The 17,173-nt window shown below is 67.4% G+C and carries 14 protein-coding genes; 9 read left to right on the top strand and 5 right to left on the bottom strand.

Features of this window, described 5'->3' with window-relative positions; genetic code table 11:
* The first annotated feature begins 176 nt into the window (after positions 1 to 176).
* The gene (gene ppsR, locus LPB04_RS15925; protein ID WP_193685493.1) at positions 177 to 1,025 is read left to right on the top strand and encodes a posphoenolpyruvate synthetase regulatory kinase/phosphorylase PpsR; all 849 of its coding nucleotides are present in this window, start codon (positions 177 to 179) and stop codon (positions 1,023 to 1,025) included.
* Between the two features lie 93 nt (positions 1,026 to 1,118).
* Positions 1,119 to 1,847, top strand: a complete 729-nt coding sequence (locus tag LPB04_RS15920; RefSeq protein WP_193685492.1) for a hypothetical protein — start codon at positions 1,119 to 1,121, stop codon at positions 1,845 to 1,847.
* Between the two features lie 37 nt (positions 1,848 to 1,884).
* Here the strand turns inward: LPB04_RS15920 and LPB04_RS15915 are convergent, their stop codons facing one another.
* Positions 1,885 to 2,337 (bottom strand): GNAT family N-acetyltransferase, encoded by a 453-nt coding sequence (locus LPB04_RS15915; protein WP_193685491.1) that lies wholly within the window; start codon positions 2,335 to 2,337, stop codon positions 1,885 to 1,887.
* Positions 2,338 to 2,405: 68 nt separating this feature from the next.
* The gene (locus tag LPB04_RS15910) at positions 2,406 to 4,823 is read right to left on the bottom strand and encodes a hybrid sensor histidine kinase/response regulator (RefSeq protein WP_193685490.1); all 2,418 of its coding nucleotides are present in this window, start codon (positions 4,821 to 4,823) and stop codon (positions 2,406 to 2,408) included.
* Positions 4,824 to 5,008: 185 nt separating this feature from the next.
* Between LPB04_RS15910 and LPB04_RS15905 the strand changes: the two genes are divergently transcribed.
* Positions 5,009 to 5,758, top strand: a complete 750-nt coding sequence (locus tag LPB04_RS15905) for an SDR family NAD(P)-dependent oxidoreductase (protein WP_193685489.1) — start codon at positions 5,009 to 5,011, stop codon at positions 5,756 to 5,758.
* Positions 5,759 to 5,891: 133 nt separating this feature from the next.
* On the opposite strand, the gene LPB04_RS15900 is transcribed toward LPB04_RS15905, so the two are convergent.
* Complete coding sequence (locus LPB04_RS15900; protein ID WP_193685488.1) at positions 5,892 to 6,839, bottom strand: LysR substrate-binding domain-containing protein; 948 nt, start codon at positions 6,837 to 6,839, stop codon at positions 5,892 to 5,894.
* 106 nt (positions 6,840 to 6,945) lie between these two features.
* Between LPB04_RS15900 and LPB04_RS15895 the strand changes: the two genes are divergently transcribed.
* The 6 genes from LPB04_RS15895 to LPB04_RS15870 all read left to right on the top strand — a co-directional run bounded on the left by LPB04_RS15895 (position 6,946) and on the right by LPB04_RS15870 (position 14,008).
* Positions 6,946 to 7,794 carry a transketolase gene (locus LPB04_RS15895; RefSeq protein WP_193685487.1) on the top strand — a complete coding sequence of 283 codons (849 nt, stop codon included), beginning with the start codon at positions 6,946 to 6,948 and terminating at the stop codon, positions 7,792 to 7,794.
* A complete protein-coding gene (locus LPB04_RS15890) occupies positions 7,791 to 8,795 on the top strand; it encodes a transketolase family protein (protein WP_193685486.1) in 1,005 nt (334 codons plus the stop codon). The genes LPB04_RS15895 and LPB04_RS15890 overlap by 4 nt, the downstream gene beginning before the upstream one ends.
* Positions 8,796 to 8,912: 117 nt before the next feature.
* Positions 8,913 to 10,241: an MFS transporter gene (locus LPB04_RS15885; protein WP_193685485.1), complete on the top strand. Its 1,329-nt coding sequence runs from the start codon at positions 8,913 to 8,915 to the stop codon at positions 10,239 to 10,241.
* A 69-nt stretch (positions 10,242 to 10,310) separates the two neighbouring features.
* Positions 10,311 to 11,291, top strand: a complete 981-nt coding sequence (locus tag LPB04_RS15880; protein WP_193685484.1) for an HDOD domain-containing protein — start codon at positions 10,311 to 10,313, stop codon at positions 11,289 to 11,291.
* Between the two features lie 177 nt (positions 11,292 to 11,468).
* The gene (locus LPB04_RS15875) at positions 11,469 to 12,008 is read left to right on the top strand and encodes a heme NO-binding domain-containing protein (protein WP_193685483.1); all 540 of its coding nucleotides are present in this window, start codon (positions 11,469 to 11,471) and stop codon (positions 12,006 to 12,008) included.
* A complete protein-coding gene (locus tag LPB04_RS15870) occupies positions 12,005 to 14,008 on the top strand; it encodes a putative bifunctional diguanylate cyclase/phosphodiesterase (protein ID WP_193685482.1) in 2,004 nt (667 codons plus the stop codon). Before LPB04_RS15875 ends, LPB04_RS15870 begins: the two co-directional genes overlap by 4 nt.
* On the opposite strand, the gene fdhD is transcribed toward LPB04_RS15870, so the two are convergent.
* Entirely contained in the window at positions 14,005 to 14,841 is an 837-nt protein-coding gene (gene fdhD / locus LPB04_RS15865) for a formate dehydrogenase accessory sulfurtransferase FdhD (protein WP_193685481.1), read from the bottom strand. The two genes, LPB04_RS15870 and fdhD, sit on opposite strands and share 4 nt — an antisense overlap.
* Positions 14,838 to 17,141, bottom strand: coding sequence for an FdhF/YdeP family oxidoreductase (locus tag LPB04_RS15860; RefSeq protein ID WP_227496440.1), 2,304 nt, complete (start codon positions 17,139 to 17,141; stop codon positions 14,838 to 14,840). The genes fdhD and LPB04_RS15860 overlap by 4 nt, the downstream gene beginning before the upstream one ends.
* Positions 17,142 to 17,173: the final 32 nt, after the last annotated feature.

The following is a 17,173-nucleotide window of genomic DNA, read 5'->3' as shown; positions in this document are numbered from 1 at the left end:
TGGTAATACACCTTACTTGATGATGGAAACCTTTGGTGCGGCTGCGGATGCGTGTTCTTGTTATTCTTGGCGCGGTGCAGCACAATGCAAAATCCGTTGCCGAGCATTCTACCCCGTGTGCCCCGGATTCACATCGCACAACACTGCAAACCCGACAGTATTAATAAAAAAATACCATGACGCTCGACGCCCGCCCTTCGCTTCCCCCGCCGACCCGCACCGTGTTCTTCGTTTCCGACGGTACCGGCATCACCGCGGAGACCTTCGGCCACGCGGTGCTGAGCCAGTTCGAGATGCGTTTCCGCCAGATCCGCATCCCCTTCATCGACACGCTCGACAAGGCCAGGGACGCCGCGCGCCGTATCAACGAACACTATGCCGCCGACAACCAGCGCCCGATCGTCTTCTCGACCCTGGTGAAGCACGACCTGTCGGGCGTGATCCGCGCGTCGAACGGCATGCACATGGACCTGTTCCAGACCTTCGTCGCCCCGCTCGAGATGGAACTCGGCGTGAAATCCACGCACACGATCGGCCGCATCCACAACGTCGTCGATTCCGAGGAATACAAGAACCGCATCGAGGCAATCAATTTCTCGTTGGCACATGACGATGGCCAGTCGCACAAGAACCTGGCCGAGGCCGACGTCATCCTGGTGGGCGTCTCGCGCTCCGGCAAGACGCCGACCAGCCTGTATCTTGCAATGCAGTACGGCATCAAGGCGGCCAACTATCCGCTCATTCCCGACGACTTCGAGCGCGGCAAGCTGCCTTCGTCCTTGCCGCCGTTCAAGCACAAGCTGTTCGGCCTGACGATCACGCCCGAGCGCCTGGCCCAGATCCGCGAAGAGCGCCGCGCCGGCAGCAAGTATGCGTCGATCGAGAACTGCCGCTATGAGGTGAACGAGGCGGAGATGATGATGAAGCGCGAAGGGATCCGCTGGCTGTCGTCGACCACCAAGTCGATCGAGGAGATCTCGACCACGATCCTGCAGGAAATTAAGCCGGACCGGCGCGAGTATTGATCGGCGCTTCCGTTTGTAACCTCACCATCTTGAACCGACCTGGAAAGATACGGCATGCCCGATCTCGATTCACGTGAGTATGAAATAAGCAAGTTGCGCGAGCAAAAACGGTTCGACGAAGCCCTGGCCCTGCTGGAGCACCTATTTGCCGAGTTCGAGCGCGAGTCCGAACCGTCCAGGTCGCGCCATTTCATCCTGATGGTGGAGTTCCAGGCGCTGGCCGAAGACTACGCGCCGGCCCGCCGCTCCCTGTCCGCCATCCGCGCAGAGCAGGCGGCGCGGGCGCTGGCCGGCGACCTGTACCGCGGTGCCGGCGACGGCAAGGAAGACAGCTTCCCACGTCTCACCCGATTTTCGCTCGTGGTCGAGATCGACCGGATCCTGGGCGACACGCGGCCGACCTACGAGCTCTTCGCCCGGCTCGACGCTGCCCAGCCCGCCTTTGCACGCCGCTATGCCGGGCTTGCCCTGCCAGCGGTGGTCGAGGCCGGCGACTTCAACCTGGCGGACCGTTACCGCCGCGATCCCCTCGCCATGCTGGGTGAGGTCAACCGGAACGCCCGCAGCATGCCGCTGTTCCCGCCTTCCGGCCAGGCCCCACGAGTCGCCGCGGAGCTGATGAACCTCACCAGGGACGTGCAGCTCGCCATGGCCGTGCTGCGCGGACAGGGCAAGCAAGCCGAGGCCGTCGATTTGCGCCGTGCCCTGCTCGACGGCCTGGAAGCGGCGGAAGTGCGCGCGCTGGCGGAACGCGAACTGGACGCATCCGGGACGATCAACCGGGAACTCGTCGAGCGTTCGATGGCAAGGGAAACCAGCTGAGATCGGGACGGACCTGACGCCAGCCTCCTGATCGGCCTCAGGCAGCGTCCTTCTGCATGAACACAGACAGCGGATCGTCCGGATAATCGCCGAACGGGCCGCGGTACCGGTAACCCAGGCGCTCGTAGGCGATCAGCGCTTCCGGTTGCGTGGGTCCGGTTTCCAGCATGAACCTGCGGCACCCCTGCTCCGCCGCCTTGCCTTCCAGCGTTTCGATCAGCCGCCGTGCGAGGCCGCGGCCGCGTGCCTGCGGGCGCACGTACATCCGCTTGACTTCGCCGTATTCCGGCTTCAGGACGATGGCCCCGCAGCCCAGTGCGGCGCCGGCGGCGTCGCGCGCGACGGCGAACAGCACGCCCGGGTGCTGCAGCGAGGAGATGTCGAGCGCATACACGTTCTCCGCGGGATACAGCGAATACAGATAGGCATCGAGCTCAGCGATCAGCGCATGCACGTCGGGTTGATCAGGGGATTCGAAGGTAATGTGCATGCGTGCTCGCGGTGTATAAAGCTGACAGTTAAAAGTTTATCATCGGTTACCGGCCTGTCGGTAGCGACTCAGGCCGGCCTGGCGCCGCGCACCGTCGACAGCACCTGCCCCAGCCTGTCCGTATCCATCGGCTTCACGAAGTGATGCTCGAAGCCGCTCGACTTCGACAGGATGCGGTCGTGGGCCTGGCCGTAGCCGGTGAGCGCGATGAACAGCGCGGAACCGGTCGCCGGATCGGCGCGCAGGCGACGCGCCAGTTCGTAGCCGTCCATCTCCGGCAGGCCGATGTCGAGGATGAAGACCTCGGGCGGGTCCTGGCGCGCGGCGGCGAGCGCCTGCACGGGGTGCGCTTCCACCTGCACGCGGTGGCCTTGCGCTTCCAGCAGCACGGCCAGCGATTCGGCGGCGTCGACGTTGTCGTCGACGATCATGATCTGCAGCGGCGCCGGACCCGCCAGGGCGCCCTCCCTTGCCGCGCCCTCGAGCTGGTCCTTCACGCCCTGGGTGACGGCCGGCAGGCGGATTGTAAACGTGCTGCCGGCGCCCGGTCCGTCGCTGGCGGCCGTCACGACACCGCCGTGCAGCGCCACCATGGTCCTGACCAGCGCCAGGCCGATCCCGAGACCTCCCTGCGCGCGGTCGGGCGTGCGTTCGGCCTGGGTGAAGAGGTCGAAGATATGCGGCAGCAGCCTGGCGTCGATACCGATGCCGTTGTCGATCACGCCGATGTCGACCCAACCCTGGTCGGCCTGGGCGTGCACCGCGAGCGTGATCTCGCCGCCCTGGGGCGTGTACTTGGCCGCGTTGTTCAGGAGGTTGGCGATCACCTGCACCAGGCGCGTGCGGTCGCCCAGCACGGTCGCCTGGCTGGCGTCGGTGCGCACCGTGAGCGCGTGGCGGCGCGCCTCGATCAGGGGCCGCGCCTGCTCGACGGCGTTGGCCACGGCCGCCTTGATGTCGACCAGCTCGCGTTCCAGCTCGACCAGCCCGCGTGTGACGCGCGAGACATCCAGCAGGTCGTCCACCAGCGCCGTCATGTGCTTCACCTGGTGGCTGATGACCTCACTTGCCTTCCTGGTGCGTGGGTCGGTGGCATTTGCCAGGCGCAGCATCTCGGCTGCGGTGCTGATCGGCGCCAGCGGGTTGCGCAGCTCGTGCGCCAGCATGGCGAGGAACTCGTCCTTCTTGCGGTTCGATTCGCGCAGCTCGAATTCGGCCTGGTAGCGCTCGGTCACGTCGACCGTCACGCCGCGCATGCTGACCGCCCGGCCTTCGTCGTCGAAGCGGACCTTGCCGCGGCTGTCGAGCCACACCTGCCTGCCGTTGTCGGGCCGGATGAAGCGCAGCACTTCCTGGTAGCTGCCGGCGCCGGCAATCGCCTCCTCGTGGGCGCGGTCTATCGTTTCGCGGTCGTCCGGATGGATATGCGCGCCGACGACGTTCATGCCGCCCGGTGTGAAGCCGAGCACGAGGCCGATGTTGTCCGAATAGGCCAGCTCGCCGCTCGCGAAATCCCAGTCCCAGACCGCCATCCTGGCCGCATCCATGCCGTCGCGCAGGCGCTCGTCGCTCTCGCGCTTGGCCGCCTGCGCCTCGACCGCGTCGGTGACGTCGTAGCCTTGCGCGAAGATGCCGATCGTGGTGCCGTACTGGTCCTTGTAGGGCTCGTACACCAGGTCGATGTAGCGCTGGCTGATCGGGCCGTTGCGCTCGCGCTGGACCGAGATCGGCATCGCGCGCGTGGTCCAGGCCTCGCCGGTGCGGTACACCTGGTCGAGGAATTCTTCGTAGCCCTGCCCCGCCACCTCGGGCAGCGCCTCCCACACCGCCTTGCCGATCAGTTCGCGATGCCCGACCAGCTGGTAATAGGCTTCGTTGACCATCTCGAACACGTGCTTGGGTCCCATCAGCACCGCGACGAAACCGGGCGCCTGGTTGAACAGGCTGCGCAGGTGCTCGCGCTCGTTGTTCAGGATGCGCGAGAGCGCCTCGTGCATCTGGGCGCGGTTGAAGTTTTCGGCATGGCTGTCGCTCGGCGGCGTCAGCTGCAGGGTCGCGACCTCGGACTGCTGGTCGTAGCGATACAGCTCGGTGACGTCGACCGCATTCTGGAACAGAAGAACGGGCTGCCCATCCTCGCCCAGCACCGGCGTGTGCACGGTGCTCCAGTAGCGTTCCTCGTACTTCTTCCCTTCCGGCGTATTGACCTCGACCGCGTAGCGCACGAAAGCGCTGGTGTCCGGCTGCCCCTTGGCCAGCGCGCGCAGCATCGAGGCTTTTACTTCGGTGATGTTGGTGGCCTCGGCATTGCTTTCCTCGGCCGGAAAGGCCTCGAACACGTTGCGCCCGACGATGTCTTCCTCGGTGCGCTGGACCGAGCGCAGGTAGGCCCCGCTGGCGCCGACGATGGTCAGGTCGGGCGTCATCACGAGATAGGGATAAGGAGTGACGCGAAACAGCGCCTGGAAATCCGATAAGGTCATCATGCGCGGAATTGTCGCATGGATGCCCGTGCACGCCTAAGCGCCGCCATACCGGACAGCCGCGCTTGAGGCTATCGGCTGGTGACCTGGCATGAATCCAATTCGCCCCGCCCTGAGTTTTCCTCGTTTGCGCGCGCGGCCACGGTCCGCGAACATGGGCTTACAACCAACACCCATGGAGACACAACATGTTACTCAAGGAACGCGTGGCAATCGTAACCGGCGGCGCCGGCACCAACGGCCTGGGCTTCGCCACCGCCCGCATGCTGGCCGCGCACGGCGCGCAAGTCGTGATCCTCGACCTGGCCGCCGCCAATCCGGCCGCGGCCGCCGCCGAACTGGGCACGGGGCACCTCGGGGTGGTGGCCGACGTCACCAGCAAGGAGCAATGCGAAGCCGCCGCCGCGGCCGCCGTGGAGAAATACGGCCGCATCGACATCCTGTTCAACAACGCCGGCATCACCCAGGCGCGCAAGACGCTCGATATCTCGGCGGCCGACTACGACGCCGTGCTCGACGTCAGCCTGCGCGGCACGCTGTTGATGTCGCAGGCGGTGCTGCCGGCCATGCAGCGCCAGGGCAGCGGCAGCATCATCTCGACCTCGTCGGTGTCGGCCCAGCGCGGCGGCGGGATCCTGGGCGGACCGCACTACTCGGCGGCCAAGGCCGGCGTGCTGGGGCTGACGCGGGCGATGGCGCGCGAGTTCGGCCCGGACAACATCCGCGTCAACGCCATCACGCCCGGCCTGATCGCGACCGACATCATCAAGGGCAAGCTGACCGAGGAGAGAAAAGGCGAGATCGCCCGGGACATTCCGCTGGCGCGCCTGGGACGGGCGAACGACATCGCCGGCGCCGTCGTCTTCCTCGCCAGCGACTTGTCGGCCTATTGCACGGGCATCACGCTCGATGTGAATGGGGGGATGCTGATCCACTGACCGGCATAGGTGCCCGTAGGGTGGGCTCTCGAGCCCACGCGGAACCACGCATGCATATGGAAAGTGCTGTTCGCGAACACTGCGGTGTGCACAGGTACGACCGCGTGGGCTCGAGAGCCCACCCTACGCGTCCTCAGGCGCCCCCATTCGGGTCGCTCTTCTCCCCATCCACAAACCCCCGTATCCACTCCAGCACCGTGTGCACCGCCCCGAGCCCCTCGCGGCTTTTGGGCACCGCCAGGTAATGCGCGGTCGCCTCGATGGCCAGTTCCCCGAACGGACACACCAGCCGCCCATCGCGCAGGTAGTCGTGCACCAGCACGGTCGACTCGATGCACATCCCCAGTCCGTTCTCGGCCGCACTGAGCGTCATGAAAGCGCGGTCCAGGCGCAGCCCGCGCACGGGGTTCAGGCAACCGGGCGCGAAGCGCGCGATCCACTCGTCCCACGACGTCAGCGAGACATCGTTCTGGATCAGGTAGAAATTCTCGATGTCGGCGGCCGGCAGCGGCAAGGTCCAGCCCTCGACCAGGGCCGGGCTGCACACCGGCAGGTAGCGCTCGCGCCGCGAGATCGGCTCGACGTGGATGCCGGCCGACGCGGGCGGGCGGCCGTAGGTCACCGCGACGTCGACGCCGCTGTTCGAAAAATCCGGCGCCTGGTGCACCGCCCACAAGCGGACGTCCATGTCCGGATGGGCGCGCAAGAAGGCCGGCAGGCGCGGCATCAGCCAGATCGCGGCGAAGCTCGGCGCGCACTGGATCGTCACCACCTGCTGCTGGCTGCTGCTGCGGTCGAGGATGGTGCGCAGCTCGTCGTCGATCTCGCCGAAGGAGCGCCGGATCACCTCGAACAGGCGCGCCCCGGCCTCGGTCGGCACCACGCCGCGCCGCGCGCGCTCGAACAGCAGCGTGCCGAGCGCCTCTTCCAGCGTCTGGATCGAATGGCTCACCGCCGAGGCCGTGATCGACAGCTCCTGGGCGGCGCTGGCGAAGGAACGGTGCATGTAGGCGGCCTCGAAGGCTTGCAGGCCCTTGAGGGAGGCCTTGCGCAGGGCGCGGTATCGCTGAACTGGTTTCATCTATGGCTCAAAAATACTCGCTATACGGTTCATGGGTCCATTTATACACTGGGTTCCATCAAGCGCTGCCTCAGACAGCGATCCATTCAACCACTGGAGACCCAACATGGAGCAACAAGACAGCCTGGCCGCCCTGCGCGGCGCAGCCTACCGCATCCGCCGCTACGCCCTGCGCATGGGCGAAGTCCAGGGCCAGGGCTATGTCGGCCAGGCCCTGGGCATGGCCGATATCCTCGCCGTATCCTACCGCCATGCGCTGAATTATCGGCCGGATGCGCCCGAATGGGAAGGCCGCGACCGCTTCCTGCTCTCGCACGGCCATTACGCCATCGCCCTCTATGCCGCCCTGCTGGAGGCGGGCATCATTCCCGAGTCCGAACTGGAGACCTACGGCAGCGACGACAGCCGCCTGCCGATGTCGGGCATGGCAACCTACACCCCCGGAATGGAGATCTCGGGCGGCTCGCTCGGCCAGGGCCTGAGCATCGCGGTCGGCATGGCGCTCGGCCTGCGCCAGAAGGGCAATCCCGCCTTCGTCTACAACTCGATGTCGGACGGCGAACTGGACGAAGGTTCGACCTGGGAAGCGGCGTTGTCGGCTGCCCACCATCGGCTCGGCAACCTGGTCACCCTGGTCGACATCAACAACCAGCAGGCCGATGGCCCCTCCGGCAAGATCCTCGGCTTCGAACCGCTGGCCGACAAGTGGGCCGCTTTCGGCTGGTTCGTCCAGCGCGTGAACGGCAACGACATCGGCGCCGTGCGCGCCGCCTTCGACGCGGCCCGCGCCCACGATCAAGCGCAGCCGCGCGTGATCCTGTTCGAGACCCTGATGGGCAGCGGCGTGCCCTTCCTGGAAGAGCGCGACAAGAACCACTTCATCCGGGTCGAAGCCGACGAATGGCAGCAAGCCATCGCGATCCTCGACGCAAACCATGCAGGAGACACCCAATGAACCAGGCAACCCTCACCAAACCGCGCCTGACCACCTCGGCCATGATCGCCTCGATCGCCGGCGAAGGCCAGCGCACCCAGAGCGCGCCCTTCGGCCACGCCCTGGTGCAGCTCGCCGGCGAACGGCCGGACATCGTCGGCATGAGCGCCGACCTGGCGAAATACACGGACCTGCACATCTTCGCCAAGGAGTTCCCGCAGCGTTTCTTCCAGATGGGGATGGCCGAGCAGCTCCTGATGGGCGCCGCCGGCGGCATGGCCAAGGAAGGGTTCACGCCCTTCGTCACGACCTACGCCGTGTTCGCCGCGCGCCGGGCCTATGATTTCATCCACCAGGTGATCGCCGAGGAAAACCTGAACGTCAAGATGGTCTGCGCCCTGCCCGGCCTGACCACCGGCTACGGCCCCAGCCACCAGGCGACCGAGGACATCGCGATCTTCCGCGGCGTGCCGGGCCTGACCATCGTCGACCCCTGCGATGCGCTCGACACCGAGCAGGCCACGCATGCGATCGCCGCCCACCAGGGCCCGGTCTACATGCGCCTCCTGCGCGGCAAGGTGCCGCTGGTGCTGGACGAGTACGATTACCGCTTCGAGCTGGGCAAGGCGAAACTGCTGCGCGACGGGCGCGAGGTGCTGGTCATCTCGAGTGGCATCATGACGATGCGCGCGCTGGAAGTGGCCGAGCAGCTGCGCAGCGACGGCGTCGGCGTGGCGGTGCTGCACACGCCGACCATCAAGCCGCTCGACGAAGAGGCCGTGATCCGCGAAGCCTCGAAACCGGGGCGCCTGGTGGTGGTGGCGGAAAACCACTCGGTCGTCGGCGGGCTGGGCGAAGCGGTGGCGGGCACGCTGCTGCGCGCCGGGGTGGCGCCGGCGCGCTTCCGCCAGGTCGCGTTGCCGGATGCCTTCCTCGACGCCGGCGCGCTGCCGACGCTGCACGACCGCTACGGCATCTCGCTCGATGCCATGGCGGCCAGCATCAAGGGCTGGCTAAGCTAGACAGTACGCGGCGCGCGGCCAGCCAGGAGGCACAGACCTCCGGGCCGCGCAGCCAATGAAATGTGCCGCGTGTGGAAGCCGATCCCCGGGCACCAGAACGGTTTTTTGGAGACAAACATGAAATCGCATTCCGTCCTTTCCACAGCCGGCGCCGTCGCGGACTCCTCCGCACCCGCCCTCGATATCGAAACGCGCGCCTATGCCAAGGTGATGCGCCGCCTGGTCCCCTTCCTCATGCTGTGCTACCTCGGCGCCTACCTGGACCGGGTGAACGTCGGCTTCGCCAAGTTGCAGATGCTCAGTGACCTGGGCTGGAGCGACACCGTCTACGGCCTCGGCGCCGGCGTCTTCTTCATCGGCTACTTCCTGTTCGAGGTGCCGAGCAACATGGTGCTGCACCGCTTCGGCGCCCGGCGCTGGCTGGCGCGCATCATGATCACCTGGGCCATGATCTCGGCCAGCTTCAGCGTGGTCGAATCGCCAACCGCCTTCTACGTGCTGCGCTTCCTGCTGGGCGTGGCCGAGGCGGGCTTCGCGCCGGGCGTCATCCTGTACATCACCTACTGGTTCCCGTCGGCGCGCAGGGCGAAAGTGATGGCGATCTTCTTCATGGCGATCCCGCTGGCGAGCATCGTCGGCGCACCGCTGTCGGGCTGGGTCATGGCATCCTTCTCCGGGCTGCACGGCCTGGCAGGCTGGCAATGGCTGTTCGCACTGGAAGCCGTGCCCTCGCTCCTGCTCGGCATCGCGATCCTGTTCTACCTGGACGACAGCATCGGCGCCGCGAAATGGCTCACGCCCGACGAAAAGGCCGTCCTGCAACGCAATATCGCGAAGGAGGAAGACGGCAAGGTGGCCCACCATTCGGTCAAGGACTTCTTCGCCGACCGCCGCCTGTGGCTGCTGACCGCCATCTACTTCTGCATCGTGATGGGCCAGTACGGCATCACCTTCTGGCTGCCGGCCATCCTCAGGAATGCCGGGGTAGCCGGCGTCGGCACGGTCGGCCTGCTGGCGGCGATTCCCTACGCCGTCGCCCTGCTCTGCCTGCCGCTGGTCGGCCGCAGTTCCGACCGCACCCTGGCCCGGCGCCTGCACTGCGGCGTGCCGATGCTGGTTGCGGCGGCGGCCCTGTTCGCCCTGCCCTTCACCGACGGCGTGACGACGGCCTTGGCCCTGCTCAGCGCGGCGGCGGCCGGCGCGATCTGCGGCACCTCCCAGTTCTGGGCCTTGCCGACCGCCTTCCTGGGCGGGATGACGGCGGCGGCGGGGATCGCCACCATCAACTGCATCGCCAACCTGGCGGGTTTCTTCTCGCCCTCCCTGGTCGGCTGGCTGAACGACTTCACGGGAAAACAGGGCGCCGGCCTGTGGCTCACCGCCGGCGCCCTGCTGCTGGGCGCCTGCATGCTGGCCCTGGTGCCGCGCCAGGTAGTGGACCGCTGATCCGGGCCGGACCGGGACGGCATCCTCATGTAAAATCCCGAGCTGGCATTCTTATCGGGTAGCAGTCGTATGGGTTGGTTCGGCAAATTGTTGGGCGGTGCGCAAGCACCCGGGACGGGTACGCCGCCCCCCGGGACGGCGCCGGACGCGCTCGATGCCGCCCCCGCTACGGCCTTCGAGATCGACGCCGCCTGGTACCGCTGGCTGGCCGCCGCGCCGCCGCCACGCGCCCCGGCGCAGCTCGAGCTGCGTATCCTCGACGAGCTGGCGCGCCTGGCGCAGGCGCCGGTGGCCGGCGCCGCGCTGGTGCCGCGGGTTCCGGAGATTATTCCGCAGCTGATGCGCACCCTGCAGGGCGAGGACATGAACGCCGCCGAACTGTCGCGCCAGCTCAGCCAGGACATGGTGCTCGTGGCCGAGGTCTACCGCGAAGCGAACCGCCCGGCCTACCTGCCGCGCTACCATTCGGGTCCGCCGATCAACAGCATCCAGGGCGCCATCATGCTGCTCGGGCAGAACGGCATGCGCATGCTGCTGGCGCGCGTGGCCTTCCGCCCGATCGTCAGCATGCAGAGCGGACGCGTGGCCCGGCGCACCGCGCCGCTGATCTGGCGCCAGTCCGAAAAGAACGCCCTGGCCGCCAGCCTGCTCGCGCCAGGCCTGCGCGCGAACGCCTTCGACGCCTACCTGGCCGGGCTGATGGAAAACGTGGGCCTGGTGGTCGCGTTCCGCCTGATCGACCAGCTGTGCCCGGACGAAGCGCTGCCCTGGTCGGACCCCTTCATTGCCGGCCTGTTCCTGCATGCGCGCACCCTGTCGGCATGCATCGCGCGCCTGTGGGAGTTTCCCGAAACGGTGGCGGCGGCAATCGAGGCCGCGGGCCGGCCCGACGCGCCAGTCCTTGCCCAGGCCCTGGCCATGGGCGGGCGCCTGGCAAAGCTGCGCATGCTGGTCGACGCGGCCGAGTATGCGCCCGACGATCCCTTCGTCGTCGACGGCCTGGACGAGGCGGCGCTGGCGATTTTCGAGAAACTGCGCGACGAGGAATGAACCGGGCGGCCTGAAGGCGTGCGGGGCAAGCCCGGAATGCTGCAATCTCACAACACCTCGGCGCCGTATGCATGCCGAACGTGCCAGATCGCTGATTTGTTACATAAACCTTGCCCGCTAGCAACAGTCTGCGGTTAAAATTCCGCCCTGCATAATCACTTTATCTGGAAAAATGGCATGAAAGGCATCGTATTCAATCTGCTGGAAGAGGCAGTCAGCACCGAGTTCGGCGACGCAACCTGGGACCGCTTGCTCGACGACGCCGGCCTCGACGGTGCCTACACCTCGCTCGGCAGCTATGACGACGCCGAGATCGTGCGCCTGGTCGGCGTGGCATCAAAGGCGCTCGGGATTCCCGAACCGGACGTGCTGCGCTGGTTCGGGCGGCGCGCCATGCCGCTGCTGGCGAAGCGCTACCCGACCTTCTTTTCCGGCCATCCGGACACGCGCAGTTTTCTCCTCACCCTGAACAGCATCATCCATCCCGAGGTGCGCAAGTTGTATCCGGGCGCGGCGCCGCCGGTCTTCGATTTCGACACCGGCGACAGCGAGCGCCTCGTCATCGGCTATAACTCGGCGCGCCGCCTGTGCGCGCTGGCCGAGGGCTTCATGGCCGGCGCGGCCGAGCATTTCGGCCAACAGGCCGAGATCAGCCAGCCCGAGTGCATGCACCACGGCGCGGCCAAGTGCAGCTTCCACGTGCGGTTCCGCGCGTGAACGCAGGCGAAGCCGGCGCCCTCTCGAACCCCGCGGACGCAGAAATCGCGCGCCTGCAGCGGCGCCTGCGCCGCGAGACGGCGGCGCGCCAGGAAGCCGAAGCGATCGCCGAGCGCGGCCTGCGCGACCTGTTCCAGCGCCAGCAGGAAATCGGCCTGCTCGAAAGCATTGCGGTCGCCGCCAACGAAGCGGCGGGCGTCGACGACGCGATGCGCCGTGCGCTCGAAGCCGTGTGCCGCTACGCCGCCTGGCCGCTCGGCCACCTGCTGCTGGTGCCTGAAGGCGGCGCCGGCGCGCCGCTCGACTCCACGCCCATCTGGCACGACGAAGGCGCGGGCCGTTTCGACGCCCTGCGCCGGCTGAGCGAGTCCATGGTCTTCGCGGGCGAAGTGGGCCTGCCCGCCCGGGTGGTCGGCACCGCGGCGCCGGCCTGGGCCAACGCCGGCGCGGCGAATGCCGGCGACTATCCGCGCATGCCGCTGCTGGTGCAGCTCGGCCTGTCCTCCCTGTTCGCCTTCCCGGTCGTGATCGGCAACGAAGTGGTGGCCGTGCTCGAGTTCTTCAGCCGCGAGCTGCAGACGCCGGACGAATCGATGCTGCGCCTGATGGCGCAGATCGGGACCCAGCTCGGACGGGTGATCGAGCGCCGCCGCGCCCAGGACCGACTGGTACACGACGCGCTGCACGACCCGCTGACCCAGCTCGGCAACCGCAAGCTCTTCCTCGACCGCCTCGACCATTTCCTGGTGCGCTCGCAGCGCATCCCGGACTACCAGTTCGCCGTCCTGTTCGTCGATCTCGACCGCTTCAAGGCGATCAACGACGGTCTCGGCCACCAGGCCGGCGACCAGGTGATCGTCGCCACCGCGCGGCGCCTGACCGCCTGCCTGCGCCAGAACGACCTGGTGGCGCGCGAGGCCGCCGACGGCGACTATGTCGTGTCGCGCCTGGGCGGCGACGAGTTCACCATCCTGCTCGACAACGTGACCGGCCCCGCCACGCCGATCCGGGTCGCCGAACGCCTGCTCAAAGCCCTGGCCACGCCCATCGTCGTCGGCCAGCAGCACGTGTTCGTCACCGCCAGCATCGGCATCGCGATGAGTTCCAGCGGCTACGAAGACGTGCAGGTGATGCTGCGCGACGCCGACATCGCGATGTACCACGCCAAGCAGAACGGCCGTGCGCGCTGGATGATGTTCGACCAGACCATGCAGGAAGGCGCGCTGCGCCGCCTCACGCTGGAAGCCGAGCTGCGCCTCGCGCTGGACGCGAACCAGCTGTTCCTGCAATACCAGCCGATCATCACGCCGGGCGACGGCATGATCAGCGGCTTCGAAGCGCTGCTGCGCTGGCGCCATCCGGTGCTGGGCATGATCTCGCCGCTCGAGTTCATCCCGGTGGCCGAGGAAGTGGGCCTGATCGGGCAGATCGGCAGCTGGGTGCTGGAGGCAGCCTGCCTCCAGCTGCGCGAATGGCAGCGCGGGCGCGCCCTGCCCTTGAGCATGAGCGTCAACGTCTCCGCCGTCCAGCTGGCGGGCGGCGAACTGGTGAAGGTCGTGACGCGCGTGCTCGCGGAAACCGGCATCGCCCACGGCAGCCTGAAGCTGGAACTGACCGAAAGCGCCGTGATGGCCGATGCCGACCATGCGCTGGCGGTGTTCAAGGAACTCAAGGCGCTCGGGGTGCGCCTCAGCCTCGACGACTTCGGCACCGGCTATTCCTCGCTCAGCCACCTGAGGCGCCTGCCGATCGATACGCTCAAGATCGACCGCTCCTTCGTCAGCGCCATGGACAGCCACAGCGACAAACGCCAGATCGCCGAAGTCGTGGTCATGCTGGCGCGCACGCTGGGGCTGGACGTGGTCGCCGAAGGCGTGGAAACGCGCGCCGAACTCGACATCCTGCGCGAGATGGGCAGCGATTTCGTGCAGGGCTATTTTTATTTCCGCCCGCTCGACGCGGCCGCCGCCACCCTGGCCCTGGCCGACGAGGCCAGCTAGGCCAGCAGGCGCTGCGGGTGACTATAGACCACGTGGCGCCCGCCGCGCACGAAGCCGGCCAGGGTCAGGCCGGCGCCCTCGGCCATGTTCACCGCCAGCGCCGTCGGCGCCGAAATCGCGGCCAGCAGGCCAAAGCCGGCGCGCGCCGCCTTCTGCACCATCTCGAAGCTGGCGCGGCTGGTGACCACGGCAAAGCCTTCGCCCACATCCACTTTGTCACGCGCCAGCGCGCCGACCAGCTTGTCGAGCGCATTGTGGCGGCCGACGTCTTCGCGCACGCACAGCAGCTGGCCGTCGCGCCCGGCCCAGCCGGCGGCATGCACGGCGCCGGTTGCCTGGTGCAGGTGCTGGCGCCCTGTCATCTCGTTCATCGCGCGGTGCAGCGCAGCCGCCTGGAAACGCGCTTCGTTCAAGGGGCGGGCTTCCGGCAGGCAGGCCTCCTGCTCGAAATAATCGAGGCTGTCGACGCCGCACAGGCCGCAGCCGGTCTTGCCCGTGCGCGCCATCCGCGTCCCTTTCAGGCGCGCCATGGCGCCGGAGGCGATGCGCAGTTCGATGGCGATGCCGCGTGCCGTCCGTTCGACCTCGATGTCGTAGACGTCGCGCGCATGGCGCACGATGCGCTCGCCCAGCGTAAAACCGAGGGCGAAGTCTTCCAGGTCGAGCGGCGACGCCAGCATCACCGCATGCGCGATGCCGTTGTAGACTAGCGCCACCGGCACCTCGTCGGCCACCAGTTCGCTGCCCTCTTCCATGGCCTCGCCTTCGCAGCGACTGGCGGGCAGGCGGCGCGTGCCTTCGGGCGCGCCCAGAAAAGGCTCGGCCGCGTTCATTTCGCGCTCCCGGTCCGCTCCACCAGCACGTCGATCGCTTTCGCGGCCGGCACCTTGCTCTCCTTCGCGTGGTGCCAGAGCGGGATCAGCGGATTACATTCCGGGAAGTAGCCGGCGATCGTCCCCTCCGGGATATCGTAGGGCACCAGCACCAGGCCCGCGACCTGGCGCTCGACGCCGTCGTCGGTGGCGCTGCGCAGGGTGACGATGTCGCCCTGCGCCAGCGCCCGTTTGGCCAGGTCGGCGCGGTTCATGAAGAGCACCATGCGGCTGCCGTAGACGCCGCGGAAGCGGTCGTCGTGGCTGTAGATGGTCGTGTTGAACTGGCCGTCGCTGCGCACCGTGAACAGGCGCATCGTGGCCGGGTTCTGCTTCAGGTCGGGGTCGCCCGCCAGGCCTTCGGGCGCCGTGAACTGCGCCTTGCCGCTTTCCGTCCTGAAGACCCGGTGCGCCGCGCCGACCGGCTTGCGAAAGCCGCCCGGCGTCCACATGCGCGCATTGAAGTCGTGGAAGATGTCCGGATAGGTTTCGGCAATGGCATCGCGGATGCTGCCGTAGTCCGCCACCCAGGCGTCCCAGTCGACGCGCGGATTCGGGTCGAGTGTGGCCTGCGCGATGCCGGCGACGATGGCCGGTTCCGACAGCAGCTCGTGCGAGGCCGGTTCCGCCATGCCGCGCGAGCCGTGGATGCAGGCGGTGCTGTCCTCGACCGTGACGGCCTGCTCGCCGCCGAGCTGGCGGTCGACCTCGATCCGCCCCAGGCAAGGCAGGATATACGAGGCCTTGCCGTGGATGACGTGGTTGCGGTTGAGTTTTGTCGCGATCTGCACCGTCAGCGGGATCTCGCGCCAGGCCGCTTCCATCAGCACGGTCTCGGGCACGGCGCGCAGGAAGTTGCCGCCCAGGGCAATGAAAGCCGGCACCTTGCGCGCCAGGATCGCTTCGCAGGCTTCGACCGTGTTCATGCCCTTCTTCGTCGGCGGCTCGAACCCGTACTGTTCCTTCAGCTTGTCGAGCGGCGCGAGTTCCGGCTTTTCCGTGATCCCGACCGTGCGCTGGCCCTGCACGTTCGAATGCCCGCGTACCGGACAGACGCCGGCGCCGGGCTTGCCGATGTTCCCGCGCAGGAGCAGCAGGTTGACGATCATCGCCACGTTCTGCACGCCGTTGCGGTGCTGGGTCAGGCCCATGCCGTAGACGCCCAGCACGGCGCTGGAACCGGCATACACGGCCGCCGCACTCTCCAGCGCCGCGCGCTTCAGGCCCGATTCGCGTTCGATGTCAGGCCAGCCGCAATCGCGCACTGCCTGCGCGAAGTCGTTGAAGCCCTGCGTGTGCTCCTGGATGAATTCGGTGTCGAGCACGCGCTGGGCGCCGGCCGCCACCGCGTCGTCGTCGAGCGCCAGGATGGCCTTGGCCAGGCCCATGATCGCCGCTGTGTCGCCGCCGGGCTTGACCTGATGGTACTGGGTGCTGATCGCCGTCTCCTGCCCGGTCAGCATCTCGACCGGCGACTGCGGATTGGTGAAGCTCACCAGGCCGCGCTCGCGCAGCGGATTGAAGGTGATGATCGGCACGCCGCGGCGGCGCGCTTCCTGCAGCTGGTGCAGCATGCGCGGGCTGTTCACGCCGACGTTCTGGCCGAAGAAGAAGATGCAGTCGGTCTGCGCGAAGTCGTCCAGCACCACGGTGCCGACGCCGTCGCCGATGGTCTTCTGCAGCGCCACCGAGGTGCTTTCGTGGCACATGTTCGAGCTGTCGGGCAGGTTGTTGTTGCCGTACATGCGCGCCAGCAGGCCGTACATGTAGGAGGTCTCGAGCGAGGCGCGTCCGGAGCTGTAGAACACGACCTGTTCGCGCTCGTACGTCCGCAGGGCCGCGCCGATCTCGGCGAAGGCCGTGTCCCAGGCCACCGGCCGGTACTTGTCGCTGGCCGCGTCCCAGCGCAGCGGGGTAGTGAGCCTGCCCTGGTCTTCCAGCTGGTGGTCGCTCCAGGCTTCCAGTTCGGTCACCGTATGGCGCTCGAAAAAGTCGGCGCCGATGCGCTTGCTGGTGGTTTCCCAGGCGGTCGCCTTGGCGCCGCTCTCGCAGAATTCGAAGGGATGCGGATTGGCCGGCTTGGCCCAGGCGCAGCTGACGCAGGCATAGCCGTCGGGCTTGTTCTGTTTCGCCAGCAGCGCGCTGTCCTTCAGCGCCGCGCGCTGGTCGAACAGGATGTGCGCCACCTCGCCCACCGAGCCCCAGCCGCCGGCGGGCATGGTGGCCGGCTTGATGCGTAAATTGTCGGAATCCTTGCTCATGCTGTTCCCCCGATTGACCGATGGGATACCCT

This window comes from Massilia litorea (assembly GCF_015101885.1).
Classification (GTDB): domain Bacteria; phylum Pseudomonadota; class Gammaproteobacteria; order Burkholderiales; family Burkholderiaceae_D; genus Telluria; species Telluria litorea.
This window is presented reverse-complemented; position numbering and strand designations above follow the sequence as displayed.